Consider the following 25,867-nt stretch of genomic DNA (forward strand, 5'->3'; position numbering starts at 1 on the left):
CCCTTAGAAGTTTTCAGTGGAGGTGAACACGCCGACCCGGAGGCCTTCGGCGGTGTAGATTTCGCGACCGTCCACAGAGACCGAACCGTCGGCGATGGCCAGGTTCAGCTTGCCCTTGAGGACGCGCTTGATTTGAATGTTATAGGTGACTTTCTTCGCAGTCGGGAGAACCTGGCCGAAGAATTTCACTTCGCCCGAACCCAGTGCACGACCGCGGCCCGGCAGACCCTGCCAGCCGAGGAAGAAGCCGACCAGTTGCCACATGGCATCCAGACCGAGGCAGCCCGGCATCACCGGATCACCTTCGAAGTGGCAAGCGAAGAACCACAGGTCAGGGGTGATATCCAGCTCGGCGACCAATTCACCTTTGCCGTACTTGCCGCCTTCTTCGCTGATATGGGTGATGCGATCCACCATCAGCATATTCGGGGCGGGCAATTGCGCGTTACCTGGGCCGAACAGCTCACCGCGACTGCAGCGCAGCAGGTCTTCCCGAGTAAAGGCGTTTTGTTTGGTCATGCGAGCTCCTCAATAATCCCATGCGGCAGGTGGGGCAATCTTCCCGGCCGATCGACGCGTTGATGCCTCGTACCGGTAGCCTACTCATAGACTATTGCGTTGTGGTGAAAGTCACAGCACCAAGGACATGAATGTACACTTGTGCACTGAAATTTTTATTCAAGCCCCTTTTGAGGCTCGTTCGGGTGCCTAAGACTGCCGCACTTTCGCGTCTCACGCCAGTCGCAGATGGTCGAAAGGCCGTTACTACTGCACCCAACGCTGCAGAATTTGCTGCAGGTCATGGCGTTTGAACGGCTTGGCCAGATAATCGTTCATCCCCGCCGACAGACAGTTTTCCCGGTCGCCCTGCAAGGCATTGGCGGTCAGGGCGATGATCGGCACCTCGGCGCAGCCGGGCAGGCGGCGAATCTGTCGGGTCGCCTCGTAGCCGTCGATGATCGGCAAGCGGCAGTCCATCAAAATCGCCTCAAAACTTTCGCCGCCAGCACTGCGTACGGCTTGCGCGCCGTCAGTAGCGACGCTGACCGTAAAACCCAGACTGCGCAGCATGGCTTCGATTACGGTCTGATTAACCGGGTTGTCCTCCACCAGTAACACGTTGCGTCCTTCACCGTGCGCCTCGCCGTTGATCGCCCGTGGCGCAGCCAGCCTCGGTACGACTTGCTGAGTCAGCGCGAGGGGGATTTCCAGCGTAAACACTGAACCGCGACCTTCCTCACTCTGCGCGCGCAAGGTGCCACCCATGCGTTCGGCGAGCGTCCGCGCGATCGGCAAGCCCAGACCCGTGCCACCGTAACGCCGTGAGATCGAACTGTCGGCCTGCTGGAATGCATTGAACATCAGCTCCAGGCGTTCTGACGAGATGCCGATGCCGCTGTCGCGCACTGAACAGGTGAACCACAGCAACTCGTGATCCAGCGACTGCCACTGCGCCTCGATACTCACGCGACCTTGCTCGGTGAACTTCAACGCATTGCCGACCAGGTTGACCAGAATCTGCCGAATGCGCGTCGGATCGCCTTGCACCTGCAAGCTGCGCATGTCCTGCGGAATGCGCAGTTGCAAATCCAGACCACGTTGCGCGGCGCTGTGCTGGAACGACTGCGCGCAGGCACTGATCAAGTCCGCAAGATTGAAGGCAATGTGTTCCAGCTCCAGCTCCGAACGTTCTATGCGCGAGAAATCCAGAATGTCGTTGATCACCTTGAGCAAATGCTCGGTGGACTCGGAGGCCAGCGCCGCGTACTCGATCTGCTCCTCGGTCATATCAGTGGTTTCGAGCAATTGCAGCATGCCCAGTACGCCATTCATTGGCGTGCGCAGTTCATGGCTCATCATCGCCAGAAAGTCGGATTTGGCGCTGTTGGCCTTTTCCGCTTCTTCACGGGTCTGGATCAGTTGCGCCATCGCCTGATGCTGCTCGCGGCTGGCCTGTTCCAGCGCCTGCGCGAGGTTGTTGATGTGCTGCGACAGGGCGCCGAGTTCGGTGTCGTCGACAATCGGCAGCGGCGTTTTGTAATCGCCTTCCTGAATCGCCTTGACCGCATCGCCGATGTCGCGGATCGGCTGCGACAGACTGCCGGCCAGACGCCGTGCCACGACGAAGGTAAACAGCAGCGCAAACAACGCCAGAATCGCAGCCTTGAGCAGGATCTCCTTCTGCCGCTGGCTGAAGGCATCGTTGGACAGACCGACGATCACCCGCCCCAGATAGTCCTCAGTCGCCGCGCCACTGCTGGTCTTGCCGTCCTGGAAGAAATCATTGTGCAGGGCGATGCGTTGCAGACGCACCGGCGCCTGGAACACCTCGACCTGATGCGGGCGCGAATGCGTGTCCGCCGGTTGTTCGACGTACACCAGAATCCGGTTGGCGCTGTCCTGCACTTCAAGAAAGCGCACGTTCGGCGTGGCCAGCGTGGCTTTGAGCAGACTTTCCAGCACTTCATTGTTGCCGGAAATCACCCCGTACTCGGTGGCGGGGGCGAGCTGATTGGCGATGAGTTGACCGGTATGGTTCAGCTCCTGACGCAAATCCTGAATGCGCACGAAGGTGAAAAAACTGATTAGCAGCAAGGTCAGCAACAGCGCCGGGCCCAGACTGATCAGTTGGGTACGGGTGTTGATGTCCCAGCGACGACGGAAAATCATGGGCGGCGCTCTCCTTCGGCCAGCTCGGTGGCGACAGACACTTCATTCAGCGGTTCGATACCTAAGGAACGAGCCACCTGCGCATTACTCAAGACTTTAAAACGTGCGGGGTAGAGGGTTTTCGGCCAGGTCGCCGCAGGCTTGTCGAGCACTTCGTCGAGAATCGCCAGCCAGTCACTCTGGTCGCTGTAGGTGCTGGCCAGACTGCCGGCGCGCACGAACGAGGCGTTCGGCCCGATCAATGCCACCTGTCGCGAGTAGCTGCTCAGCAGCAGGTTTTTCGCGGTCTTCGGGTTGTACAGGTCGGGGTCGTCGAGGCCCAGTAGCACGTCGCTGTCTTTCAGCACGGCCTGCAACGGGCGGCTGTCGTGGGTGTTGTCCCAGCGCTGGCTGACGATTTGCAGATTCATGACTTGTGCCGCGACGTGCAGTTCCTTGAGCAGGAATTCGCTGTGTTGATCGAACAGCACGCCAATCCGCCGGGCCTGCGGCAGAATCCGCCGGATTAACTGCAACTGGCGGCTCAGCGGCGGATCGCTCCATAACAGACTCAAGTGCGGCGGTTGCAGCGCGCCGAAGCGTTGTTGCGCTTGCAAGCGGCTGATGCGCAGCACCAGCGTCGCCGGGCCGGCGGATTCTTGCAGGCGCCAGTCGAGGCTCGGCAAGTCGAGCAGAATCAGGCGCAGGCTGGCGGGTAATTTACCCGGCGCCGGCAGGCTCGCCAGCGGCTGGAAGCGCACGCTGTCGGTCGGACGCAGTTCGCTCAAGGCTTGCACGAAGGATTGCACGCCGGGGCTTTCCTCGGCGCCGGTCAACAGAATGTCGGCAGCCTGCACCGCCACACCATGCAGCCACGCGGCCAGGAACAGAAACAGGCCAGCCAGCCATTGGCCGACCGTCGGCACCTTCCGTGACATGGCGTTGCGCACCCTAGAACTCCAGCTCGGCGCTGAAGTACATCACCCGGCGTTGGTCATAATTGTTGTCAACGAAGGTGGTCGGCTCGTTATCGAGACGCTGTTGCAACACGCCGGCCAGTTGCAGTTGGGCTTTGCCGATGGCGATGCGCTTGGCGATGCGCGTGTCGACCCGCTCGAAGCGGTAGCCGTTGAGCGCATTGTCACCATAGTAGAAGAGGGCGCTGTTCCAGCCCTGTCCCCAGTCGCGCAGCCAACCGGCCGAGCCGCTGTTGCGCGCGGTGAATTGTTGATCGAGCGGATTGCTCGCCTCGGCGTCGACGAAAGCGTAGGTCAGGCGCAACCGGTCTTTCGCACTCAGGCGCCAGTCCAGTTGCGTTTCCGTGCCGCGAAAGCGCGAGCTGTTGGCGTTGCTGGCGATGTATTGATTGTTGCGCAGCGGCTCGCTGATCATCCCGGTGATTTCGTCGTAGAACAGCTTCACGTCCAGCGCCAGACCGAGTTCGGCGAAGTAGCCGTTGTAGCCCAGTTCGCGCGAGCGCATGTGTTCCTGATCGAGATCGCCGGGGCCACGGGTCTTGACGAAGTAGCGCGCCGAATTCTGCCCGTAGGCCGAAGGCCGCAGCTTGGTCACCTGATAGCTCCAGTTGACGTTGTTCTCGAACATGTCCGGCGAGCGGATCGCCTCCGAGTACACCGCGCGCAGGCTGTGACGCGGGTTGATCAGGTAGTTGACGGCAAAGCGTGGTGTCAGCGAACTGCCGATCAGTTGCGTGTCTTCGAACATCGCACCGCCCTGCACCAGCCAGTGTTCACTGGCGCGCCATTCGAGTTGGCCGAACGCGCGCCAAGTGGTGTCGTCCAGCGTGCCGTTGAAGTAGGTCTGGGAATCGGCCCGGTCGTAACGATAGTTCAGGCCGCTGACCAGTCGCAGGCTATCGGACAGGCTGAGGGTGTCTTGCAGCTCGAGGTCGTAACGCGACTCGCGGGCGCTCTGGTCGATGTCGCCGCACAAGGTCTGGCGGGCGCCGTTGCGCCATTGATTGAGCACCTGATTGGCCAGGCCCATTTGCTGCGGGGTTCCCGCCGGCGCGCCGGGGCCGGTGAACAACAGCATGTTGCGCGCCAGGCGCTCGGTGTAATTCGGGTTGAGCTGCCACAGTTCGGCCAGCTGCGGGCTGAACGACACTTCGGCATCACAGGCGCGCCAGGTCTGCTGGCGATCCCAATGCTGCGCCGAGCCCTGGATATACAGGCTGTGCTCCGGATTGATGTCGAGGTTCCAGCGCAGCGAGCCGGCGTAGTCCTTGGCGATCACGTCGGAATTGTTCCCGGCAGCAGTAATCCCCGAGAACACCGGTTTGTAGGTGTAGGGGCGTTGATTGCTGCCGTCCTTGGCGTTGAGTTGCCAGTCGATGCTCTGGTTGTCGCTAAGGGTCTGGCTGACGGCGAGGCTGAAGCGGTTCAAGCGGCGGCTGTCACGGTAATCGGCGCCAGAACTGTTGTAGTCGAAACCGTCGTCTTCCTGACCAGAAAGGGACAAGCGCAGATCGCCGCTGCTCCAGCCGACATTCTGGCTGGCGTAGAAGTCGTTGATGCCGCGTTGGCCGCGGGTGATTTTCAGCCGCGTGCCGTGGCTGTCCACCGGGTTGCGCGTAATGATGTTGACCACTGCCATCAGCGCATTGGCGCCGTAGCTGACGGTGTTCGGCCCGCGAAAGACTTCGATGCGTTCGATGTCTTCCATGGCCACCGGAATATCGCTCCAGTCCACCGTCGCCAGGCCTGCGCGATACACCGAGCGGCCGTCGATCAACACCTGCATGCGGCGTGCTTCGCTGGCGTTGGTCCCGTGATAATTGACCGCTGCCTGATTGCCGCTGATGTTGCCGACCATCATCCCCGGTACCAGCCGCAGCAGCTCGCTGATGTCGCGCGCGCCGCTGGCCGAGATCAGTTCGCTGTCGAGCACGGTCATGCTGCCCGGCACTTCCGCTGGCGACTGCTTGAGGCGCGTGGCGGTCAATACTTGCGGCAGGGCTTGGCTGTCTAGAAACAGGTCGTCCGCCAGCAATACCGGGCTGAACAGCAGCGCCAGCAGCAGTGGTGAGCGCGAAGGGAGAGGGCCAACAGACACGACACAGCCTTGATCGCAGAGAATTGGCGCGCATGGTAACCGAGCGCAGTGACTTTTCCAGTCACGATGCGGGCATTTTCCTAGGTTTTATTGGTCTTCTTCCTACAAGTGTCGGTAATTGTTGCCGGGGCTGTCCGATGCCGGGCCGCTCCGTATAATGCCGCCATCGCCACTGGTATGGATTAACGGATTACATATGACTGAACAGCGCCCGATTGCGGTCCTGGGAGGCGGAAGTTTTGGTACCGCCGTGGCCAATCTGCTGGCCGAGAACGGCCACCAAGTCCTGCAGTGGATGCGTGACCCCGAACAGGCCGAAGCCATCCGGGTCAATCGCGAAAACCCGCGTTACCTCAAGGGCATCAAGATTCTGCCCGGTGTGACTGCCGTCACCGACCTGCAAGCAACGCTCGACCCTTGCGATTTGTGCTTCGTCGCGCTGCCGTCGAGCGCGTTGCGCACGGTTCTGGCCGCTCACGCCGAGCGTCTGAGCGGCAAAATGCTGGTCAGTCTGACCAAAGGCATCGAGGCGCAGACCTTCAAACTGATGAGTCAGATCCTCGAAGAGATCGCCCCACAGGCGCGCATCGGCGTGCTGTCCGGGCCGAACCTTGCGCGGGAGATCGCCGAACACGCACTGACCGCCACCGTGGTCGCCAGCGAAGACGAAGAACTGTGCAAACAGGTGCAAGCCGCGCTGCATGGCCGGACTTTCCGTGTCTACGCCAGTGCCGACCGTTTCGGCGTGGAGTTGGGCGGGGCGCTGAAAAACGTCTACGCGATCATCGCCGGGATGGCCGTTGCGCTGGAGATGGGCGAGAACACCAAGAGCATGCTGATCACCCGCGCGCTGGCCGAGATGACCCGCTTTGCGGTGAATCAGGGCGCCAACCCGATGACCTTCCTCGGTCTGGCCGGCGTGGGAGATTTGATCGTCACTTGCTCGTCACCGAAGAGTCGCAACTACCAAGTCGGCTTCGCCCTCGGCCAAGGCCTGAGCCTCGACGAAGCGGTGTCGCGCCTTGGCGAAGTGGCCGAAGGCGTCAACACTTTGAAGGTGCTCAAGGCCAAATCCCAGGAGGCGGGCGTGTACATGCCGCTGGTCGCCGGGCTGCACGCGATTCTGTTTGAAGGGCGCACGCTGGAGCAGGTGATAGGTCTGTTGATGCGCGCCGAGCCGAAAACCGACGTCGACTTTATTTCCACCAGCGGTTTCAACTGATTGCTGTTAATTGACAGGCAGGGGAACGAGATATGAACGATCCGAAAACCGAAGCCAAGTACGAATCCATTCTCCTGCGGGTGATGTGGATGATCATCTACCTGCTGGTCTGGCAAGTAGCGCAATTCGTCCTCGGCGGCGTGGTGCTGGTGCAGCTTATCTATCGCCTGATCTATGGCGCGCCGAACGCTGGCCTGATGAATTTTGGCGACAGCCTCAGCCAGTTCCTCGCGCAGATCGGTCGCTTCGGCACTTTCCACAGCGACCAGAAGCCTTGGCCGTTCGCCGACTGGCCGACGCCGCGTACTCCGGAAGGCGAAGCGCCACACGCGGTGCCGCCGACAGCACATCCGGTACGTGATGAGGAGCCCAAGCTATGAAACTCTGGGTGTTGCGTCATGGTGAGGCCGTGGCTTACGGCTCTTGCCCGGACTCCGAGCGCGAGCTGACCGCGCTGGGTCGCGAAGAAGCGCTGCGTAGCGCCGCGCAATTGATCGGGCAGCCGATCACCGCGATCTACGCCAGCCCGTATTTGCGTGCCCAGCAGACCGCGCAAGTGGTGCGTGAAGCGCTGGGTTTCGAGCCGGAGATCCGCACGGTCGAATGGCTGACGCCGGAAATCGATCCGGACCGGGTCGCCGAACAACTGGTCTCAGTGAGCAATGTGCTGCTGGTCAGCCATAACCCGCTGGTGGGTCATCTGCTGAGCTATCTGCAACACGGCGCCGGATATCCGCCGGAGAAGGTCGGCACTGCTGGCCTGGCGGAGCTTGAGCACAGTGAACTGCTGATCGGCTCGATGACCCTCAACAGCCTGAAGCATCCGTAGATCTTGTTTCCGTTCGTAAAATAGTCAACCAAGCACTTGCTTGGTTGACTACGCTTGCTCCAGACCAAAAAAACAGGAGCGAGTCGCATGTCTGCCGCCTTCCGTTTACCGCTGGACGTGTTTTACGAACGCGAGGCCCGGCACCCGCGCCAGCGCTTCATGGTGCAGCCTACCGGTGGCGGGCAGGTCGAAACCCTGAGCTGGGCCGACGTCGGTCATCAAGCCCGCTGCGCCGCACACTGGTTGCGCGCCCGCGAACTGCCGCAAGGCAGCCACATCGCCCTGATCTCGAAAAACTGTGCGCACTGGATCATCGCCGACCTGGCGATCTGGATGGCCGGGCATGTCTCGGTGCCGCTGTATCCGAACCTCACCGCCGACTCGGTGAATCAGGTGCTCACGCACTCGGAAAGCGTGCTGGCGTTTATCGGCAAACTCGATGACTGGTCGGGCATGGCGGTCGGCATGCCGGCGAATCTGCCGACCATCAGCCTGCCGCTGCATCCGCCGGGCACTTTCGATTTCAGCTGGGACGACCTGCAACGCAGCTCGCCGATCCAGGACGATCCGCGCCCCGCGGCCGAGCAACTGGCGACCATCATCTACACCTCCGGCACCACCGGTCTGCCCAAAGGCGTGATGCACAGCTTCGCCAACCTCGGCTTCGCCACCACTCATGGCACGCAGTTATTCGGCCTCAACGAAAACGATCGGCTGCTTTCCTATCTGCCGCTGTGCCACGTAGCCGAACGCATGTTTGTCGAGATGGCCTCGATCTATACCGGGCAGACCGTGTTCTTTGCCGAGAGCCTGGATACCTTCATGACCGATCTGCAGCGGGCACGGCCTACGGCAATGTTTGGCGTGCCACGGATCTGGACCAAATTCCAGATGGGCGTGTACGGCAAGATCCCGGCCAAACGCCTGGATTTCCTGCTCGGCCTGCCATTCATTGGCAAACGCGTCGGGCACAAAGTGCTGGCGGGTTTGGGGCTGGATGCGTTGCGCGTGGCGCTGTCCGGCGCCGCGCCGGTGCCGCAGGCGTTGCTCGCCTGGTATCAGAAACTCGGGCTGGATGTACTCGAGGTCTACGGCATGACCGAGGGCTGCGGTTACTCGCACATCTGCCTGCCGGGCGAATACAAACAGGGCTGGATCGGCAAGCCGTGCCCGCAAGTCGAGGTGCGCATTGATCAGTCCGGCGAAGTGCAGGTGCGCAGTCAGGCGAACATGCTGGGCTATTTCAAGGAACCGCAGAAAACCGCCGAAACCCTGACCGAGGATGGTTTCCTGCGCACCGGTGACAAGGGCGAGCAAGACGCCGAAGGGCGCTTGCGTCTGACGGGTCGCCTCAAGGAAATCTTCAAGACCAGCAAAGGCAAATACGTCGCCCCTGCACCGATTGAAAATCGTCTGGCGGTGCACACGCGGATCGAACAGGTGTGTGTGGTCGGCGATGGCTTGAGTGCGCCACTGGGGCTGTGCGTATTGTCGGTGGCCGGCCGTGACGAGGCGCGCGCCAGTCTGCATTCGAGCCTGGAAAAACTGCTGGAGGAGGTCAACGCCGCGCTCGACAAGCATGAGCGCCTGCGCCGGTTGGTGGTGGTCAAGGACAGTTGGGCGGTGGAAAACGGTTTTCTCACGCCGACCCTGAAAATCAAACGCAACGTCATCGAATCCACTTACGGCGCACGCTTCGAAGAATGGAGCGAGCGCAGCGAGGCGGTGCTGTGGCAGGATTGAGCGACGATTAAAACAACAAAGGAAGTCTGCGATGAGCCTGTGGCGCACCACTCCGAACATCGAGCAGTTGAACGCAATCCAGAAAAACACCATCGGCGAAGTGCTGGATATCCGCTTCGAGTCCTTCGACGATGAGTCTCTGAGCGCGAGCATGGTGATCGACCATCGCACCCATCAGCCTTACGGCTTGCTGCATGGTGGCGCGTCGGTGGTACTGGCGGAAACCGTGGGTTCGATGGCCAGCTATTTGTGCATCGACGCCAGCAAGTTTTATTGCGTAGGCCTGGAGATCAACGCCAACCATTTGCGCGGTCTGCGCAGCGGGCGGGTGACGGCGGTGGCCAAGGCGATTCATATCGGGCGTACCACACATGTCTGGGATATTCGGCTGACCAGTGATGAGGGCAAGGCGAGTTGTGTGTCGCGACTGACCATGGCGGTGGTGCCTTTGGGGGAGAATCCGCCGGTGCGTTGAGCTCCGGCCTTCATAGTTCTGACCTGACTGTCATCATTCCTGGCAGTTACGGTCATTGCTGTCGTAAGCGGTCTTACGGACAATCAACCCCTGTCCCCCGCCCATGGATTCACCCGCATGTCGCAACCGATCTTTTTCGCCCACGCCAACGGTTTCCCTTCGGGTACCTACGGCAAGCTGTTTGCCGCGCTGGCGCCGGAGTTCCGTGTGACGCATCTGGAGCAGCATGCCCACGACCCGCGTTTCCCGGCGGGCGACAATTGGTACAACCTGGTCGACGAACTGATCCATCACCTGCGACAGCAAGACGAGCCGGTGTGGGGCGTCGGCCATTCGTTTGGCGGGATGCTGCATCTGCACGCGGCGCTGCGTTGCCCTGAGTTGTATCGCGGCGTGGTCATGCTCGATTCGCCAGTGCTGACCCGCACCGATCAATGGGTAATTCGCGCCGCCAAGCGTTTTGGTTTCATCGACAAGCTGACTCCGGCCGGGCGCACGCTGGGTCGGCGCGAAGAGTTTGCCGATCTGGACAGTGCGCGTGGCTACTTCGCCGGCAAAACCCTGTTCCGCAGCTTCGACCCGGAATGCTTCGACGCTTACCTGCAACACGGTCTGCACCGGGTCGGCGACAAGCTGCGTCTGCGCTTCGATCCGGCCACCGAGATCAGCATCTATCGCGGCGTGCCCCACACCAGCCCTGCGCATACCCGGCAATTGCAGGTGCCGCTGGCGATGGTGCGCGGGCTCAAGAGCCAAGTGGTGATGCGTCATCACACGCGCTTTGTCGCGCGTCTGCCACAAGGCGAAGCGCTGAGCATGCCTGGCGGGCACATGTTTCCGCTTGAGCGTCCACAAGACACGGCGCTGCTGCTGAAAAACCTGTTCACCCGCTGGGAAAATCGCCAGCACAAGGATTGCGCATGAGCCATGCCGTCGAAGAAGTCCGCCTCAGCCTGCCGCATATCGAACTGGCGGCCCATCTGTTCGGGCCGGAAGGCGGTTTGCCGGTGATTGCTTTGCATGGCTGGCTGGACAACGCCAATAGCTTCGCGCGGCTGGCACCGAAGCTCAAAGGCTTGCGCATTGTTGCGCTGGACATGGCCGGACACGGGCATTCCGGGCATCGTCCGAACGGCGCCGGGTATGCGCTGTGGGACTACGCGCATGATGTGCTGCAAGTTGCCGAACAACTCGGCTGGAAGCGTTTCGCTCTGCTCGGGCATTCGATGGGCGCGATCGTTTCGCTGGTGCTGGCGGGATCGTTGCCGGAAAAGATCACGCATTTGGCGTTGATCGACGGCGTGATTCCTCCTACCGACAAAGGTGAAAACGCCGCCGAGCGCATGGGCATGGCCCTACAGGCGCAACTCGATCTGCGCGAGAAACGCAAACCGGTTTACAGCACCCTTGATCGCGCCATCGAAGCACGCATGAAAGGCTTGGTCGCGGTCAGTCGTGAAGCCGCCGAACTGCTGGCGCAACGCGGGCTGATGCCGGTGCCCGGCGGTTACACCTGGCGCACCGACAATCGCCTGACCCTGCCTTCGCCGCTGCGTCTGACCCAGGAACAGGCGATGGCCTTCGTCCAGCGCATCACATGTCCTACGCAATTGGTGGTAGCGGCCGACGGCATGCTGGCCAAACATCCTGAGTTGCTGGAGCGTCTACCCTTCAGCTGTGAACAGCTGCCGGGCGGGCACCATTTGCACCTGAACGATGAGGCCGGTGCCGACCTTGTCGCAGACTGTTTCAATCGCTTCTTCGCCATTCCTTGACTTGCACCGGGCAACTGTCGAGGCTGGGCGGGTTGAAATGGGAGACAAACAAGATGGATTTCTACACCGCTGCGACCCCGAATAGCCCAAGAGGCGCCCAGGCCATGCCTGTCCGATGAGCCTGCCCAAGCGTTGCCTCAGTCTGCTGGCGCTGTGTTTTTTCAGTCCCTTGTCATCTGCCGCCGACGTGCCGGGCAGTCAGGATCTGCCGATCGTGCCGCGTCTGGCCGATGCGCAGATCGTCGACTATCGCCCTCCGGTGGAGCTGGAGCGAATCTATCCGCTGGGTTCGATCCGCAAGATCAGCGGCCAATTACGCTTCGACGGTCAAATCACCGCCCGTGGGCAAACCACCTCGGTGACTTACGAACTGCCGCCGGAACACTCCGCGACCCAAGCCTTCACCGCTGCGCGCGAATCCCTGCAAAAACAGGACGCCGAGTTGCTGTTCTGGTGCCAGGCGCGCGATTGCGGCGAAAGCAGCCTGTGGGCCAATGAAGTGTTCGGTAACGCCAAGCTGTACGGCTCCGATGAACAACAAGCCTATCTGCTGCTGAGACTGGCAGAACCGCGCGACAACACGCTGGTGGCGCTGTACAGCATCACGCGCGGCAATCGCAAAGCCTATCTGCATGTCGAACAATTCGAGGCTGCTGCGCCGCTCGGCGACTTGCTGCCGACCTCCGCGACTTTGCTTCGACAACTGAAAAGCACCGGTGAACTCGACTTGCCGAAACTCGTCAGCGAACCGGATGACACCTGGCTGCGTTTGCTCTCGCGGGGTCTGAACCTCGACACCACGTTGCGCGTGAGCGTCTCCGGGCCGAAGGCCGAGACCTGGCGTCAGGCATTGATCGGGCAGGGCGTACGCGCCGCACGCATGGAAGCGGGCAGCGTCGATGGCGCCGGTCTGCGTATCGATCTGTTGCGCTAGGCGTCTGGGACGGGCACGCTTGGCCTGTTCGCCTACTCTTCGCTGACTGACTTCTTCGAGAACCTGCATGCTCAATAATGATCGGCTGTTGGTGCAAATCCTCCTGCTGGTGCTGTTCGGCGCCAGCCTGTGGGTGATGGCGCCGTTCTGGTCGGCGCTGTTCTGGGGCGCCGTGCTGGCGTTCGCCAGTTGGCCGCTGATGCGCCTGCTGACCCGCTTGCTCAATGGCCGTGAGTCGCTGGCGGCGCTGGTGCTGACGCTCGGCTGGATGTTGCTGGTGGCGGGGCCGTTGGTGTGGCTGGGTTTCAACCTGGCCGATCACGTGCGCGATGCCACGGCGTTGATCAAGGACGTGCAGGTCGACGGTCTGCCGGCGGCGCCCGACTGGCTTGGCAGCGTGCCACTGGTGGGCGAACGACTGGTGGCAATCTGGAACAGCATCGATCAGCAGGGTGCGGCGATGATGGTCGCGATCAAGCCTTATCTGGGGCAGGTCGGTAACTGGTTGCTGGCGCGCAGTGCGCAGATCGGCGGCGGGATTCTCGAACTGACGTTGAGCATTGTCTTCGTATTCTTTTTCTATCGCGACGGGCCGCGGCTGGCGGCGTTTGTTCATGGCTTGCTGCAGCGACTGATCGGCGACCGCGCCGGATATTACATCGATCTGGTTGCCGGCACCGTGCAGCGGGTGGTCAACGGGGTGATTGGTACGGCGGCGGCGCAGGCAGTTCTGGCGCTGATCGGCTTCTTTATTGCCGGGGTGCCGGGGGCGCTGGTGTTGGGGATCGTGACCTTTCTGCTGAGTCTGATTCCGATGGGGCCGCCGTTGGTGTGGATTCCGGCTACGGCGTGGCTCGCCTGGAAGGGTGATTATGGGATGGCGATTTTTCTCGGGATCTGGGGGACGTTCATCATCAGTGGCGTGGACAATGTGCTCAAGCCGTATCTGATCAGCCGTGGCGGGAATTTGCCGTTGGTGATTGTCTTGCTTGGGGTGTTTGGCGGGCTGATTGCGTTTGGGTTTATCGGGTTGTTTATCGGGCCTACGCTTTTGGCGGTTGCTTATAGTTTGTTGACGGATTGGAGTAAGAGTCAGGCTCGGATTGAACGCTGATTGAGAACATATCCGTTTTTGGGGTGATGGCCTCTTATGGTTTCGCCCTGACGGTCGACTCCCTTTGGCAGACGCCCCAAAGGAAGCAAAGGTCTTTACCCTGACGTTCGGCCCGCTCGCTGGGGCTCGGGGTTCCTTCCTTCCGGGTTTCATCCGGGGGCATCGCCTCCGGTTTGCTGCGCTGCACCTCCTCTCGATGTGTTCGACTTCGTCGAACGGCGCTTCGCGCCAACCCCGGATGAACCCCTCCACTCAGCCTGCCGACGGGCGCTTGAGATCAAAAGCGGTACTCGAGCTAACGCTCATCGTGTTGAGTGGTGGCGAGGCAACATCTGGAGCGGATTGGGTGGCTTTTGAAAATTCGAATTCACCTCGGTATCCCACGTCGGCGTATTTTTCGTCGGCACCTCGGTCAGTCCCCTCTACCTCTGGGAGAGGGCTAGGGTGAGGGCAGCTTTGATTGGCACACTAAAAATCGAAAGCAACCAACTCACCCAGCAGCTTTAATCGCTCCGAAAAGTCGAACCCGGGAGCGATCCTCCCATCACCTCAAGTCGCCACATTCAAATACTTGCCCAACGGCGCCGCATTATCCAGTGAGTACTGCTTGCTCAAATTCGCGATCATGCGGTTCAACGCTTCAGCGGTGGTCTGAGCACTGGCAGTCTGGTCCTCCGCCGGACGCTCGCGCCCAGCCTGTAACGCAGCTTCCAGCTCATCACTGCTCACGCCGCCACTGCTGTCGCTGTCCAGCACTTTCAGCAACGCCGCGCCGTCGTCGTTGCTGGTCGATGAGGTGCTGTCGCTGGTCTGCAACGCGCTGTTCAATTCAGCGGCGGTTATGCTGCCGTCACCGTCGGCGTCCAGTGCGCTGATCAGGGCGTCGGCGAGGTCGGTGTTGGGTGGCTGATTGGCGGGTGGCGGCGGTGGTGGTGCTATTGCGGCCATTTCTTCGGAGCTGAGGCTGCCGCTGGTGTCGCTGTCCAGATCGCCGAATTGTTGGCTCAGGTTGACCAGCAAGCCGTCGTCGGATTTCTGCGACAACGCGCTGCTCAGTTCATCCTGATCCACCGCGCCGTCGCCATTGCTGTCGAGCTTAGTGAACAGTTCTTTTTGCAGTTGCTGGCTGCGGGCGTTTTGCGTGGCGGTGTTGGTGTTGGTGTTGGTGTTGCTATAGCTCGTGTAGTTGCTGACGCTACCGATCATCGGGCTCACTCCTTGGGCTGAAAAACCGGTGGGCGTACCGGCTTATGCAGCCTCAAGGGGCGAGTTGTCTTGGGTATGTAGAGTTTGTACCGGACGGTACACAGTCAGGCTGGAAGGCGCGGCAGGATTATCACGGCAGTCAGGCCACCGCCGGGGGTTTCTTCCAGGTTGAGTTGTCCGCCCAAGCGCAGCGCTGCCTCACGGGCGATGGTCATGCCCAGACCGACGCCGCCGGAGTTGCGATTGCGCGAACCTTCCAGCCGATAGAACGGCTCGAACACGGCTTCGCGTTTGTCCGCCGCGATGCCCGGGCCATGATCAACTACGCGAATCAGCAATTGCTCGCGCTGATCCTGCAACTCGATGCGCACTTGTCCCGCATATCGCAAAGCGTTGTCGAGCAGGTTGTTGAGGCATGAGCGTAAAGCCATTGGCTGTACCGGCAGCGGTGCGCAGTGACCGCTGACCTGCGCGTCAGCGCCCTGATCCTGAGCGTTTTCGCACAGCGATTCGACCAGCGCCTGCACGTCCATCAGTTGCAAGGCTTCGCTGGTGCGCTGTTCGTGCAGGTAGGTGAGGGTGGCGTCGAGCATGCTGATCATGTCGTCCAGATCCTGACGCATCTGGCCTTGCAGCTTGTCGTCGCTGATGTTTTCCAGGCGCAGTTTCAGTCGCGACAGCGGTGTGCGCAGGTCGTGGGACACGGCGCCGAGCATGCGGGCGCGGGCCTGCACTTGTTCGCGAATGCGCTGTTGCATCAGGTTGAAGGTGTGCGCCGCTTGCCGCGCCTCACGAGGGCCGGACTCGTCCAGCGGCGGGCTGTCGAGATCTTCGCTGAGTCGTTCGGCGGCGTCGCTCAGGCGCTGGATGGGCCGGGTCAGCAGTTTGGCGCCGTACCACGCGGCGATGATCAGCGAAACGAACTGGAATGTAAGAGGCACCAATGGTCCGCCGAACCAGGGTCGCGGCGGTCGCTGAGCGAAACGCGGATCCTGCGGCGCCGGTTGCCCTTCGTGCATTTGGGAAAATGGCGGCGGGGGCGGAGGTGGCGGACCGTAGAGGCGAAACCACGCAAAAGCCAGCAAGTGCGCGAGGACGATCGCAATGAACAGCATGCCAAACAGGCGGCCGAACAGCGTGTCGAAGCGCGCTCGCATCAGCCGATGTCTCGCGCGTCGAACAGATAACCTTCACCGCGCACGGTTTTGATCAACTGCGGGGCTTTCGGGTCGTCGCCGAGTTTCTGGCGCAGACGCGATACCAGCAGGTCGATGCTGCGGTCGAAGGCTTCGATCGAGCGGCCACGGGCGGCGTCGAGCAACTGTTCGCGGCTGAGCACCCGGCGCGGGCGTTCGATGAACACCCAGAGCAGGCGGAATTCGGCATTGGACAGTGGCACCACCAGCCCATCGTCAGCTATCAATTGGCGCAACACGCTGTTCAGCCGCCAGTTGTCGAAGCGAATGTTCGCGCGCTGTTCGGAACGGTCGTCGCGCACCCGACGCAGAATGGTCTGAATCCGCGCCACCAGTTCGCGTGGCTCGAACGGTTTGGCCATGTAGTCATCGGCGCCCAGTTCGAGGCCAATGATGCGGTCGGTGGGTTCGCAACGAGCGGTGAGCATCAGTATCGGAATGTCGGATTCGGCACGCAGCCAACGGCACAGCGACAGACCGTCTTCGCCGGGCAACATCAAGTCGAGCACCACCACGTCGAAATGTTCAGCTTGCATGGCCTGACGCATGGCAGTGCCATCGGTGACGCCGCTGGCGTGGATGTTGAAGCGCGCCAGGTAGTCGATCATCAGTTCGCGGATCGGCACATCATCGTCGACGATCAGCGCACGAATGCTCCAGCGCTTGTCGTCTTTTTGCTCATCGTTCACGGTGGCTTGAGTGTTGTGCATGAGGCTCTTGATCTGCCAGTAGGCCGCCAACCACAAAGATAGGCTGCGAGGTTGTGGTTTCAGCATAGGCGTCCGGCCGTGAGGCGGGAAGGGCTGCTGTAAGTGCATGTTGCGGCTGGCGAGGCTAGCGCGGGGGCGTATTGCCGGCGTGTCGTCTGTGTATCAGGCTCGACACAATAACGCCGAACGCTATGCTGATCACGGCGCAAGCGATGAATTACCGATCATCGGGTGCCGCGCAGCCGCGGGTTCCGCTACAATGCGCGCCGATTTCGTCCTGCCTGAGAGCCCCTCCATGTCCGTCTGCCAGACTCCTATCATCGTCGCCCTGGATTTCCCCACCCGTGACGCCGCACTGAAGCTGGCCGACCAGTTGGACCCGAAGCTGTGCCGGGTCAAAGTGGGCAAGGAACTGTTCACCAGTTGTGCCGCAGAAATCGTCGGCACCCTGCGCGACAAGGGTTTTGAGGTGTTCCTCGACCTGAAATTCCACGACATTCCCAACACCACCGCAATGGCGGTCAAGGCTGCTGCGGAAATGGGCGTGTGGATGGTCAACGTGCACTGCTCCGGCGGCCTGCGCATGATGTCGGCCTGCCGCGAAGTGCTCGACAAGCGCACTGGCCCGCAGCCGTTGCTGATCGGCGTGACCGTGCTGACCAGCATGGAACGCGAAGATCTGGCCGGGATCGGTCTGGACATCGAGCCGCAGGAACAAGTGCTGCGTCTGGCGGCACTGGCTCAGAAGGCCGGGATGGACGGTCTGGTGTGTTCGGCGATGGAAGCTCAAGCGCTGAAAACCGCACATCCGTCGCTGCAACTGGTGACCCCGGGGATTCGTCCGGCGGGCAGTGCGCAGGACGACCAGCGCCGTATTCTGACCCCGCGCCAGGCGCTGGATGCCGGCTCTGATTATCTGGTGATTGGCCGTCCGATCAGCCAGGCGGCTGATCCGGCCAAGGCGTTGGCTGCGGTGGTTGCCGAAATCGCCTAAGCGCTCGCACCGGATGCAAACACGGGAGCCAATTGGCTCCCGTGTTTTTGATCTGCGCGAAACTGTCGGTTAAACCTTCAACACCAACTTGCCAAAGTTCTCACCGCTGAACAATTTCATCAGCGTCTCCGGGAACGTCTCCAGTCCGTCGACGATATCCTCTTTGCTCTTGAGCTGCCCCTTGGCCATCCACCCGGCCATTTCCTGCCCGGCGGCGGCGAATTGTGCGGCGTAGTCCATTACCACAAAGCCTTCCATGCGTGCCCGGTTGACCAGCAATGACAGGTAATTGGCCGGACCTTTCACCGCTTCTTTATTGTTGTACTGGCTGATCGCACCGCAGATCACCACGCGCGCTTTCAGGTTCAGTCGGCTGAGCACGGCGTCGAGGATGTCGCCGCCGACGTTGTCGAAATACACGTCCACGCCTTTCGGGCATTCGCGTTTGAGGCCGGCCACCACGTCCTCGCTCTTGTAATCGATGGCGCCGTCGAAACCCAGTTCGTCGATGAGGAATTTGCACTTGTCCGCACCGCCAGCGATGCCGACCACGCGGCAGCCCTTGAGCTTGGCAATCTGCCCGGCAATGCTGCCGACCGCACCGGCGGCGCCGGACAGCACCACGGTGTCACCTTCTTTCGGTGCGCCAACATCCAGCAGAGCAAAGTAGGCGGTCATACCGGTCATGCCCAGTGCGGATAAATAGCGCGGTAGCGGCGCCAGTTTCGGATCGACCTTGTAGAAGCCTCTAGGCTCGCCAAGGAAATAATCCTGCACGCCCAAGGCACCGTTGACGTAGTCCCCGACGGCGAAGCCCGGATTGTTCGAAGCGACGACTTTGCCTACGCCCAAGGCGCGCATGACTTCACCGAGACCGACCGGCGGGATGTAGGACTTGCCCTCGTTCATCCAGCCGCGCATGGCCGGGTCGACGGACAGGTATTCGTTCTTGACCAGAATCTGCCCCGCCGCCGGCTCGCCGACCGGGACTTCCTGATAAGTAAAAGTCTCACGGGTCGCAGGACCCACCGGGCGTTTGGCTAGCAGGAACTGGCGATTGGTCTGGTTAGTCATGACAGGCACTCAAACTGAATGAAGTCTTGTTGATAGACCCTCGCCGGCAATGACGCAAGGTTGGCTGACGCGGCGAATGCAGTCTGATCCAGTGCAGTGATAGTGGCGGGCGGGTATTCATCACTGCGATTCATGAGCGCATACACAGCGTTTGGATAGTGCTGCCGCCGCCCAAGTCGCTGTGGCTATGCTGCCACTGAATCAATCCGCGCATTCGAGGGCAGCACAATGAGCATGACGTTTTCCGGCCAGGTTGTCGTAGTCACGGGCGCCGCCAACGGCATCGGCCGCGCAACCGCTCAGGCGTTTGCCGCCGAAGGCTTGAAAGTGGTGGTGGCCGATCTGGATGCTGCCGGGGGCGAAGGCACGGTAGCGCTGATTCGTACGGCCGGTGGCGAAGCGACCTTCGTGCGCTGCAACGTTACTGTCGAAAGCGAAGTGAAAAATCTGATGGACGAGGTGATCAATACCTACGGTCGCCTCGACTACGCGTTCAATAACGCCGGCATCGAAATCGAGAAGGGCAAGCTTGCCGACGGCTCGATCGACGAGTTCGACGCGATCATCGGCGTCAACGTCAAAGGCGTCTGGCTGTGCATGAAGTACCAATTGCCCTTGCTGCTGGCGCAGGGCGGCGGGGCGATTGTCAACACTGCTTCGGTGGCCGGGTTGGGCGCCGCGCCGAAGATGAGCATCTATGCAGCGTCCAAACACGCGGTGATCGGTCTGACCAAGTCCGCCGCCATTGAGTACGCCAAGAAGAAAATTCGTGTCAACGCCGTGTGCCCGGCAGTGATCGACACCGACATGTTCCGTCGCGCGTATGAAGCCGACCCGAAGAAAGGCGAGTTTGCCAGCGCCATGCACCCGGTCGGGCGCATCGGTACGGTCGAGGAAATCGCCAGCGCGGTGCTGTATTTGTGCAGCGATGGCGCGGCGTTCACCACCGGCCATTCGCTGGCGGTGGACGGGGGCGTTACCGCGTTCTGAAACGCTGGTCGACATCGCAGGAAAAAACCCGCACGCATGCATGCGGGTTTTTTGTGGGCGCGTGTTTAGTTCCCGGGTCAAACATACACAATGTGTATCAAGCAGTTAATGCAGGACGTTTTGACGGCTTTGTCGCACAGCCTGATCGACGCGGCTGTGATTTACTGCCGCCAGCAAAACGGACAGGAGTTTGCGTGCTCATGGAATTGAGAATTGACCGACAGGCAATGGTGCCGGTTGTGCAGCAGATTGTTGATGGATTGACCGACTGGATCACCCAGGATCAGGTACCGCCCGCCACCCGACTGCCGTCCGTGAGGCAAATCGCGCGATGCAATTTGCTCAGCCAGTCGTGTGTTCTGGAAGCCTGCGAACGTCTGGTGGCGCAGGGGCTGCTGGCTTCGCGTCAGGGGGCGGGTTTCATGGTGGCAGCCGCGTTGCCGGTATGTTGCAAAGCGCTTGGAGCCTGCGGGGGCGACGCGGAGTCGCACTGGCGCGTTGCAGGTGTCGAACGAGCCAGTGGTTTGACGCTCGGCAGTGGTGTTCTGCCGCAAAGCTGGCGCGAACCGGATGATCTCAGCTACGCGATTCGCGAGGTGGCCCGCACCGACATGGCCAGCCTGTTCAGCTACGGCACGCCACTGGGATTGCCGGCGTTGCGTGAGCAGATCATCAAGCGCCTCAAACTGCTCGGGATCGAAGCGGGCGAGGATCAGGTGCTGACCACCGCCGGGGCCAGTCACGGCCTGGATCTGATTGTGCGCACGCTGTTCAAGGCCGGCGATTGTGTGGTCGTCGAAACACCGGGTTACGCGCCGCTGTTCGATCTGTTGCGCCTGCACGGTGTGCGCATGCTAGAAGTGCGCCGTACGCCGAGCGGCCCGGACACCGAGGCGCTCGAGGCATTGCTGGGGCAGTTCCGGCCCAAAGCGCTGTTCATCAACAGTCATCATCACAATCCCACGGGCAGTTGCCTGCTGCCGGTTGTCGCCCAGCGGATTTTGCAATTGAGTAAAACCTACGATCTGCAGTTGATCGAGGACGATGTCTACGCGGATTTGCACAACGGCAGCGGTACGCGTCTGGCTGCTCTGGATGACGATGAGCGAGTGATTTACGTCGGGAGTTTTTCCAAGACGCTGAGCAGCTCGTTACGTGCCGGTTATGTCGTGGCCGGGAGCGCGCTGATCGCGCGGCTGGCGCGGGTCAAAATGATTACTTGCGTGGGGACTTCGCGGTTTAGTGAGGCAGTTCTGGCCAGTCTGTTGGCCAGTGGCGCCTATCGCAAACTGGTGCAGCGTCAACGCCAGCGGCTGAATGTCGACCGTGCGGCGGCTTTGCAGATACTGGAGGACGCGGAATGGGAGGTGTTCGGCAAGCCAACCAGTGGCCTGTTTATCTGGGCGCGTTCGCCACTGGCCGACGATGCGCGGGTGCGCAGTCAGGCGCAGCGCTACGGAGTGCAGTTGTCCCACGCCACGGCGTTCAGCCCCAGCGGTGAAACCTCTGACTGGCAGCGCATCAACGTGGCATATGCCTGTGATTCACGCGCACGGCAGTTTTTTCGCAGCACCGCTGTGGATCGACCTCAAGCGTTCTGAAAACGACGCGGGCGTAGCTTTTTGCCATTATTCCGACGCCAGAGCCTTGTGCTGCCGGGTGGCCGTTGCGAATCTTCGGCTACAGACAATGGCAGGGGGCTACGCGCAATGATTTCGGCCGTGCAAGGACGTTTTGCCAACCTCGGTATGGCGAAAAAACTGGGTGTCGGGTTTGTCCTGGTGTTGCTGCTGACCGCGCTGGTGGCGGCCATCGGTGTCTGGTCCCTGCAAACCGTCAGCCAGCGGTTTGACGGCCTCAAGCAGATGTCGACGCTCAACAGCGACTTGCTCAAGGTGCGGTTGCTCGAGCAGGACTACGCCTTGCACGGCAACCCGAAGACTGCCGATGCCCTGCGTGAAGGCGTGGATGCGCTGGTGGTGCTGGCCAATCAGCTCAAGGCGCAATCACCGGCCAACGTGCCGGTAATGAACGATGTCGAGCAGTCGCTGGGCGCCTATAGAAAGGCGTTCGATGAGTTTGTCTCGCTGAGCCAGGCCAAGGATCTGGCACTGGAAATGGCCAGTTGGTCGGTGTCCAGCGTCGCCAATAATCTCGATGTCTTGCAGGCCGGGCTGGCCGATGACGGTGCTTACACCCTCAAGGAAAGTGAAGGCAAGGATGGCGCGCAGTTCATCGAACAGGCCAACCAGGTTAGTCAGGTGTCGCGGCTGATGCTGCAAGCCATGAACGAAGCGCGCGTGCGGCTGGATCAGAGTCGCAAGGGCGACGACAGTGGCGCCAAAGGTAACATCGAGCAGGCGGCTCAGGCCCAGACTCAGGCCGAACAGCTCAAATCCACCGTCAAGGATGACGGCTATCTGACAGTGCTCAATGAGGTGTCCGGGCACATCGCCGGGTTCAACGACAAGCTGGCCGAATACACCGGGCTGCTGGCGCAGGAGAAAACTGTCTATGAACAATTGCACCAGCGCGCCGCGCAGGTGGTCGAGCGGGTCGATCAGGCGTATGTGGCTGAAGATGCTGCGATGCAGAGCGAGCTGAAGAAGAATTCGGTTTTGATCATTGGTTCATCGGCACTGGCGCTGCTGGTGGGGCTGATTGCGGCATGGGTGATTACCCGGTTGATCGTCGCGCCGTTACGCAGCGTTATTCAGGTCGCTCAGCGCATTGCCGCCGGTGATCTGAGTGGCTCGGTGCCGGTGACTCGCCGCGACGAGATCGGACAGTTGATGCTGGCGATGCAGCAGATGGGCGCCGGGCTTAGCGCGATTGTCAGTGGGTTGCAGGCTGGTATCGAGCAGTTGGCCAGTTCGGCGCAATCGCTGTCGGCGGTGACCGAGCAGACCAATCTTGAGGTCAGCAGCCAGAAAGAGGAAACCGAACAGGTCGCCACGGCGATGAACCAGATGACGGCCACCGTGCATGACGTGGCGCGAAACGCCGAAGAAGCGGCGCAGGCCGCGCAGACGGCGGATGACAAGGTCGAGAGCGGTCAGCAGGTGGTGCGTCAGAGTATGGCGCGCATCGAGCAGTTGGCGGATTCGGCGACCTCGGCCAGTTCCAGCATCGAAAGTCTGAGCGCGGAAATCCAGAACATCGGCACGGTGTTGGGTGTGATCAAGAGCGTCGCTGAGCAGACCAATCTGCTTGCGCTCAACGCTGCCATTGAAGCGGCGCGGGCGGGGGAGCAGGGCAGGGGCTTTGCGGTGGTGGCTGATGAAGTGCGCGCGTTGGCGCGGCGTACGCAGCAATCGACCGAGGAGATCGAGCGTCTGGTCAGCTCGTTGCGGGCGGCGGCGCATGCTTCGGTGCAGGAGATTCAGAGCAGTGGCGAGTTGGTGAAACTGGCGGTCAGTGATGCGCTGCAGACTGAGAGCGCGCTGGGCAGTATTGCGGCGGCGGTTTCGTTGATTCAGCAGATGAATCAGCAGATTGCGGCGGCGGCCGAGGAACAGAGTTCGGTGGCTGAGGAGATAAATCGCAGTGTCACGAGTATTCGCGCGAGTGCGGATCAGTCTTCGATTGCGATGCGGGGGAATGCGCTGTCGAGTGTTGAGTTGGCGCAGTTGGGTGGGGAATTGCGGGGGATGGTGGGGCATTTTCGGCTTTGACCTTGGCGGCCTTTGGGCCGACCAGGCTCTGGCTTTATAGCGTATATATCCGTTTCTGCGGTTGTGGCTGCTAAGGGTTCCGCCCTTACGGCGGGTCACTTTGGCAAACGCCCCAAAGTAACCAAAGGTCTTTTACCCTGACGTTCGGCCCCTCGCTGGGGCTCGGGGTTCCTTCGCTCCGGCATTCATCCGGGGGCATCGCCTCCGGTTTGCTGCGCTGCACCTCCTCTCGATGTATTTGGCTGCGCCAAACGGTCGCTGCGCTCCCACCCCCGGATGAATCCCTCCACTCAGCCTGCCGATGGGCGCTTGAGATCAAGAGCGGTACTTGAGCTAACGCTCATCGTGTTGAGTGGTGGTGGGGCAGAGGCAGGAGCGGGTTTTTGGGGTTTTTGAATCTGTATTCACCTCGGTATTTCACGTCGGCGTATTTCTTGTGGGCACCTCGGTCAGTCCCCTCTCCCCCCGGGAGAGGGTTAGGGTGAGGGGCTCTTGATCTTCCCCACACACCCAACAAAAAAGCCACCTTGCGGTGGCTTCTTCCAATCAACAACCCATCAGTCGTAGATCACTTTCTTCTTCCAGTCTGCATCGGCCTCTACTTCTTTGAGGCCGGATGTCAGTTGGTTCTCTTCACCTTCAACCGGCGCAATCTTGTCCATCACTTGGGCGTTGGCACGCGCCAGCAGTTTTTCCAGGTATTCCAGCTGTTCCGCGTAGATCCGCGGATCTTGCTGTTTGCGCAGGTATTGCACGCCGCGTTCGAAGGCGAGGCGGGCCTGGCCTGGCTGGTTTTGTTGCAGGGCGTGCTGGCCGAGGTTGTTGAAGAATTCGATGTGCAGCAGCACCAGGATGTGGCGCACTTCGCGGATCCAGTGTTTGGCTTCGTTCGGTGGCAGGAAGCCGTCCTGGGCGGCACGGGTGATCTGGCCGTGCAGGGCTTCGAGGAGGAAGCGTACGTCTTTGGCTTTGGCTTCGGTCTGGATCGGCGCCGGTGGGTTGTTGACCGGAATCGATTCGCCCTGGGCTACCAGTGCGTTCAGTTCGCCGATGCGTGCCTTGGTGGTGGCGCTGGTTTTTTCCAGGTTGAGCAGGCGCTGGCAGACGTTGAGTTCGAGACGCGTCAGCAGCAGCTTCAGCCCGGGCGTCATGAACTGGCCGGGAAAGGTCTCGGTGAGTTCGCCGCAGCGGCGCAGGCGGTCGTTGAGTTCGACCTTGGTGCGGGCCTTCTCCAGCTTGGTGTTTTCCACCACATGGTTCATGTAACCAATGGCGATCAAGATTGCGATCCCGACTATGACTAGCAGGGTGATCATGAGTGGTGTCACCGGTAAGACCTCTTTATAGGATTCGCGTGCGAGTTGCGAGTGTAGTGGCTTGGTATATAGCCGCCTAGCGCCGCTCGACGATTTGGATCGGCGTAGTTGAATCTGTATCGGCCACAGAGCTGCTTATATAAATGCTGGCCCTTGGGGTGCAGATTGCCATCATTCGTGGCGTGGACTATAACGCCTTGGCGGGTGGCGGAATATAGGCGTCAATCGCCGGGCGACGGAAAACCCTGGAACGGCCCGTAAAGCAGGTCGAAGTCATTGATTTAAATAAATTTATATCAGGGGGTTGACGACCCCCCAATCCATCCATAGAATGCGCGCCACTTACAGCGTAAAGCACACAGCGAAACGCGGTAGGGAGTGAATGTTGTACGTGTGTCCCCTTCGTCTAGTGGCCTAGGACACCGCCCTTTCACGGCGGTAACAGGGGTTCGAGTCCCCTAGGGGACGCCAATGCGGGAATAGCTCAGTTGGTAGAGCACGACCTTGCCAAGGTCGGGGTCGCGAGTTCGAGTCTCGTTTCCCGCTCCATTTTTAAACGGCAGTGCCTTCGGGCGGTGCTGAGTGAAACCAGAACCAAGTCTTCGGATGCGGATCTGGAACACCGAAACACACACCATGTGTTCCGGGTAGCGTGTCCCCTTCGTCTAGTGGCCTAGGACACCGCCCTTTCACGGCGGTAACAGGGGTTCGAGTCCCCTAGGGGACGCCATTGCGGGAATAGCTCAGTTGGTAGAGCACGACCTTGCCAAGGTCGGGGTCGCGAGTTCGAGTCTCGTTTCCCGCTCCATATTTAACGAAAACGCCGCTCAGTGATGAGCGGCGTTTTTGTTTGTGCGCGATTTGCGGCGCAATAAAAAAGGACCTCGCGGT

22 protein-coding genes, 4 tRNA genes and 1 pseudogene are annotated in these 25,867 nt (G+C 60.8%); 18 read left to right on the plus strand and 9 right to left on the minus strand.

The features are described from left to right. Window positions 1–3: 3 nt before the first annotated feature. The 4 genes from fabA to ACP7EE_RS06225 all read right to left on the minus strand — a co-directional run bounded on the left by fabA (window position 4) and on the right by ACP7EE_RS06225 (window position 5,724). On the minus strand, window positions 4–519 hold the full coding sequence (gene fabA, locus ACP7EE_RS06210; RefSeq protein ID WP_042560484.1) for a 3-hydroxyacyl-[acyl-carrier-protein] dehydratase FabA: 516 nt from the start codon (window positions 517–519) through the stop codon (window positions 4–6). A 246-nt stretch (window positions 520–765) separates the two neighbouring features. Then, a complete protein-coding gene (locus ACP7EE_RS06215) occupies window positions 766–2,670 on the minus strand; it encodes an ATP-binding protein (protein ID WP_420646471.1) in 1,905 nt (634 codons plus the stop codon). Next, window positions 2,667–3,587 carry an ABC transporter substrate-binding protein gene (locus tag ACP7EE_RS06220; RefSeq protein ID WP_426233925.1) on the minus strand — a complete coding sequence of 307 codons (921 nt, stop codon included), beginning with the start codon at window positions 3,585–3,587 and terminating at the stop codon, window positions 2,667–2,669. The genes ACP7EE_RS06215 and ACP7EE_RS06220 overlap by 4 nt, the downstream gene beginning before the upstream one ends. Before the next feature lie 13 nt (window positions 3,588–3,600). Continuing rightward, a complete protein-coding gene (locus ACP7EE_RS06225) occupies window positions 3,601–5,724 on the minus strand; it encodes a TonB-dependent receptor plug domain-containing protein (protein WP_426233926.1) in 2,124 nt (707 codons plus the stop codon). A gap of 196 nt (window positions 5,725–5,920) precedes the next feature. Between ACP7EE_RS06225 and ACP7EE_RS06230 the strand changes: the two genes are divergently transcribed. The 9 genes from ACP7EE_RS06230 (at window position 5,921) to ACP7EE_RS06270 (ending at window position 13,816) form a co-directional block, all read left to right on the plus strand. Next, the gene (locus ACP7EE_RS06230) at window positions 5,921–6,946 is read left to right on the plus strand and encodes an NAD(P)H-dependent glycerol-3-phosphate dehydrogenase (protein ID WP_426233927.1); all 1,026 of its coding nucleotides are present in this window, start codon (window positions 5,921–5,923) and stop codon (window positions 6,944–6,946) included. A gap of 32 nt (window positions 6,947–6,978) precedes the next feature. Next, window positions 6,979–7,326, plus strand: coding sequence for a DUF4389 domain-containing protein (locus ACP7EE_RS06235; RefSeq protein WP_420646475.1), 348 nt, complete (start codon window positions 6,979–6,981; stop codon window positions 7,324–7,326). After that, window positions 7,323–7,775 (plus strand): phosphohistidine phosphatase SixA, encoded by a 453-nt coding sequence (gene sixA / locus ACP7EE_RS06240; RefSeq protein WP_426233928.1) that lies wholly within the window; start codon window positions 7,323–7,325, stop codon window positions 7,773–7,775. The genes ACP7EE_RS06235 and sixA overlap by 4 nt, the downstream gene beginning before the upstream one ends. 87 nt (window positions 7,776–7,862) lie before the next feature. Further along, a complete protein-coding gene (locus tag ACP7EE_RS06245) occupies window positions 7,863–9,518 on the plus strand; it encodes an AMP-binding protein (protein ID WP_426233929.1) in 1,656 nt (551 codons plus the stop codon). Between the two features lie 31 nt (window positions 9,519–9,549). Beyond that, window positions 9,550–9,993: a hotdog fold thioesterase gene (locus ACP7EE_RS06250; protein WP_426233930.1), complete on the plus strand. Its 444-nt coding sequence runs from the start codon at window positions 9,550–9,552 to the stop codon at window positions 9,991–9,993. Window positions 9,994–10,110: 117 nt separating this feature from the next. Beyond that, the gene (locus ACP7EE_RS06255) at window positions 10,111–10,917 is read left to right on the plus strand and encodes an alpha/beta fold hydrolase (RefSeq protein WP_426202913.1); all 807 of its coding nucleotides are present in this window, start codon (window positions 10,111–10,113) and stop codon (window positions 10,915–10,917) included. Continuing rightward, window positions 10,914–11,768 (plus strand): alpha/beta hydrolase, encoded by an 855-nt coding sequence (locus ACP7EE_RS06260; RefSeq protein WP_426233931.1) that lies wholly within the window; start codon window positions 10,914–10,916, stop codon window positions 11,766–11,768. The genes ACP7EE_RS06255 and ACP7EE_RS06260 overlap by 4 nt, the downstream gene beginning before the upstream one ends. 115 nt (window positions 11,769–11,883) lie before the next feature. Next, complete coding sequence (locus ACP7EE_RS06265) at window positions 11,884–12,702, plus strand: DUF4892 domain-containing protein (RefSeq protein WP_426233932.1); 819 nt, start codon at window positions 11,884–11,886, stop codon at window positions 12,700–12,702. A 67-nt stretch (window positions 12,703–12,769) separates the two neighbouring features. Beyond that, complete coding sequence (locus tag ACP7EE_RS06270; protein ID WP_420646482.1) at window positions 12,770–13,816, plus strand: AI-2E family transporter; 1,047 nt, start codon at window positions 12,770–12,772, stop codon at window positions 13,814–13,816. A 549-nt stretch (window positions 13,817–14,365) separates the two neighbouring features. Here ACP7EE_RS06270 and xopAW read toward each other — a convergent pair. From xopAW to ACP7EE_RS06285, 3 genes are all read right to left on the minus strand, one after another. Next, a complete protein-coding gene (gene xopAW / locus ACP7EE_RS06275) occupies window positions 14,366–15,022 on the minus strand; it encodes a XopAW family type III secretion system calcium-binding effector (RefSeq protein ID WP_426233933.1) in 657 nt (218 codons plus the stop codon). Window positions 15,023–15,126: 104 nt separating this feature from the next. Continuing rightward, entirely contained in the window at window positions 15,127–16,179 is a 1,053-nt protein-coding gene (locus tag ACP7EE_RS06280; RefSeq protein WP_426233934.1) for a sensor histidine kinase, read from the minus strand. Beyond that, window positions 16,179–16,928, minus strand: coding sequence for a response regulator (locus ACP7EE_RS06285; RefSeq protein WP_420646485.1), 750 nt, complete (start codon window positions 16,926–16,928; stop codon window positions 16,179–16,181). The genes ACP7EE_RS06280 and ACP7EE_RS06285 overlap by 1 nt, the downstream gene beginning before the upstream one ends. Before the next feature lie 295 nt (window positions 16,929–17,223). Here ACP7EE_RS06285 and pyrF point away from each other — a divergent pair, with 295 nt between their 5' ends. After that, window positions 17,224–17,922 carry an orotidine-5'-phosphate decarboxylase gene (pyrF, locus tag ACP7EE_RS06290; RefSeq protein ID WP_426233935.1) on the plus strand — a complete coding sequence of 233 codons (699 nt, stop codon included), beginning with the start codon at window positions 17,224–17,226 and terminating at the stop codon, window positions 17,920–17,922. 69 nt (window positions 17,923–17,991) lie between these two features. On the opposite strand, the gene ACP7EE_RS06295 is transcribed toward pyrF, so the two are convergent. Beyond that, window positions 17,992–18,996: an NADP-dependent oxidoreductase gene (locus tag ACP7EE_RS06295; RefSeq protein ID WP_426233936.1), complete on the minus strand. Its 1,005-nt coding sequence runs from the start codon at window positions 18,994–18,996 to the stop codon at window positions 17,992–17,994. A 228-nt stretch (window positions 18,997–19,224) separates the two neighbouring features. On the opposite strand from ACP7EE_RS06295, the gene ACP7EE_RS06300 reads away from it, so the two are divergent. From ACP7EE_RS06300 to ACP7EE_RS06315, 4 genes and pseudogenes are all read left to right on the plus strand, one after another. After that, window positions 19,225–19,986 carry an SDR family oxidoreductase gene (locus ACP7EE_RS06300; protein ID WP_426233937.1) on the plus strand — a complete coding sequence of 254 codons (762 nt, stop codon included), beginning with the start codon at window positions 19,225–19,227 and terminating at the stop codon, window positions 19,984–19,986. A gap of 200 nt (window positions 19,987–20,186) precedes the next feature. Further along, window positions 20,187–21,587: a PLP-dependent aminotransferase family protein gene (locus ACP7EE_RS06305; RefSeq protein ID WP_426233938.1), complete on the plus strand. Its 1,401-nt coding sequence runs from the start codon at window positions 20,187–20,189 to the stop codon at window positions 21,585–21,587. A 147-nt stretch (window positions 21,588–21,734) separates the two neighbouring features. Continuing rightward, window positions 21,735–22,799 (plus strand): annotated as a pseudogene (locus ACP7EE_RS06310) (HAMP domain-containing protein); the annotation flags it as partial. After that, window positions 22,797–23,660, plus strand: a complete 864-nt coding sequence (locus ACP7EE_RS06315) for a methyl-accepting chemotaxis protein (RefSeq protein ID WP_426234092.1) — start codon at window positions 22,797–22,799, stop codon at window positions 23,658–23,660. The pseudogene ACP7EE_RS06310 and the gene ACP7EE_RS06315, both read left to right, overlap by 3 nt. A gap of 557 nt (window positions 23,661–24,217) precedes the next feature. Here ACP7EE_RS06315 and ACP7EE_RS06320 read toward each other — a convergent pair. Next, window positions 24,218–24,976, minus strand: a complete 759-nt coding sequence (locus ACP7EE_RS06320) for a hypothetical protein (RefSeq protein ID WP_420646490.1) — start codon at window positions 24,974–24,976, stop codon at window positions 24,218–24,220. Between the two features lie 395 nt (window positions 24,977–25,371). On the opposite strand from ACP7EE_RS06320, the gene ACP7EE_RS06325 reads away from it, so the two are divergent. From ACP7EE_RS06325 to ACP7EE_RS06340, 4 genes are all read left to right on the plus strand, one after another. Then, a tRNA-Glu gene (locus ACP7EE_RS06325) sits at window positions 25,372–25,447 on the plus strand. A 2-nt stretch (window positions 25,448–25,449) separates the two neighbouring features. After that, window positions 25,450–25,525, plus strand: a tRNA-Gly gene (locus tag ACP7EE_RS06330). Window positions 25,526–25,630: 105 nt separating this feature from the next. Then, window positions 25,631–25,706: transfer RNA gene (locus ACP7EE_RS06335), tRNA-Glu, on the plus strand. Between the two features lie 2 nt (window positions 25,707–25,708). Further along, a tRNA-Gly gene (locus ACP7EE_RS06340) sits at window positions 25,709–25,784 on the plus strand. Window positions 25,785–25,867 lie beyond the last annotated feature (83 nt).

Source organism: Pseudomonas sp. TWP3-2 (assembly GCF_049897765.1).
Lineage (GTDB): Bacteria > Pseudomonadota > Gammaproteobacteria > Pseudomonadales > Pseudomonadaceae > Aquipseudomonas.

Coding starts and splice junctions, on each gene's coding strand:
- ACP7EE_RS06315 (WP_426234092.1), top strand. CDS start 22,797: ATGGGCGCCGGGCTTAGCGCGATTGTCAGTGGGTTGCAGGCTGGTATC.
- ACP7EE_RS06265 (WP_426233932.1), top strand. CDS start 11,884: ATGAGCCTGCCCAAGCGTTGCCTCAGTCTGCTGGCGCTGTGTTTTTTC.
- ACP7EE_RS06220 (WP_426233925.1), bottom strand. CDS start 3,587: ATGTCACGGAAGGTGCCGACGGTCGGCCAATGGCTGGCTGGCCTGTTT.
- ACP7EE_RS06320 (WP_420646490.1), bottom strand. CDS start 24,976: ATGATCACCCTGCTAGTCATAGTCGGGATCGCAATCTTGATCGCCATT.
- ACP7EE_RS06245 (WP_426233929.1), top strand. CDS start 7,863: ATGTCTGCCGCCTTCCGTTTACCGCTGGACGTGTTTTACGAACGCGAG.
- ACP7EE_RS06300 (WP_426233937.1), top strand. CDS start 19,225: ATGAGCATGACGTTTTCCGGCCAGGTTGTCGTAGTCACGGGCGCCGCC.
- ACP7EE_RS06250 (WP_426233930.1), top strand. CDS start 9,550: ATGAGCCTGTGGCGCACCACTCCGAACATCGAGCAGTTGAACGCAATC.
- ACP7EE_RS06215 (WP_420646471.1), bottom strand. CDS start 2,670: ATGATTTTCCGTCGTCGCTGGGACATCAACACCCGTACCCAACTGATC.
- xopAW (WP_426233933.1), bottom strand. CDS start 15,022: ATGATCGGTAGCGTCAGCAACTACACGAGCTATAGCAACACCAACACC.
- ACP7EE_RS06270 (WP_420646482.1), top strand. CDS start 12,770: ATGCTCAATAATGATCGGCTGTTGGTGCAAATCCTCCTGCTGGTGCTG.
- ACP7EE_RS06280 (WP_426233934.1), bottom strand. CDS start 16,179: ATGCGAGCGCGCTTCGACACGCTGTTCGGCCGCCTGTTTGGCATGCTG.
- fabA (WP_042560484.1), bottom strand. CDS start 519: ATGACCAAACAAAACGCCTTTACTCGGGAAGACCTGCTGCGCTGCAGT.
- ACP7EE_RS06285 (WP_420646485.1), bottom strand. CDS start 16,928: ATGCACAACACTCAAGCCACCGTGAACGATGAGCAAAAAGACGACAAG.
- sixA (WP_426233928.1), top strand. CDS start 7,323: ATGAAACTCTGGGTGTTGCGTCATGGTGAGGCCGTGGCTTACGGCTCT.
- ACP7EE_RS06235 (WP_420646475.1), top strand. CDS start 6,979: ATGAACGATCCGAAAACCGAAGCCAAGTACGAATCCATTCTCCTGCGG.
- ACP7EE_RS06295 (WP_426233936.1), bottom strand. CDS start 18,996: ATGACTAACCAGACCAATCGCCAGTTCCTGCTAGCCAAACGCCCGGTG.
- ACP7EE_RS06305 (WP_426233938.1), top strand. CDS start 20,187: ATGGAATTGAGAATTGACCGACAGGCAATGGTGCCGGTTGTGCAGCAG.
- pyrF (WP_426233935.1), top strand. CDS start 17,224: ATGTCCGTCTGCCAGACTCCTATCATCGTCGCCCTGGATTTCCCCACC.
- ACP7EE_RS06230 (WP_426233927.1), top strand. CDS start 5,921: ATGACTGAACAGCGCCCGATTGCGGTCCTGGGAGGCGGAAGTTTTGGT.
- ACP7EE_RS06255 (WP_426202913.1), top strand. CDS start 10,111: ATGTCGCAACCGATCTTTTTCGCCCACGCCAACGGTTTCCCTTCGGGT.
- ACP7EE_RS06260 (WP_426233931.1), top strand. CDS start 10,914: ATGAGCCATGCCGTCGAAGAAGTCCGCCTCAGCCTGCCGCATATCGAA.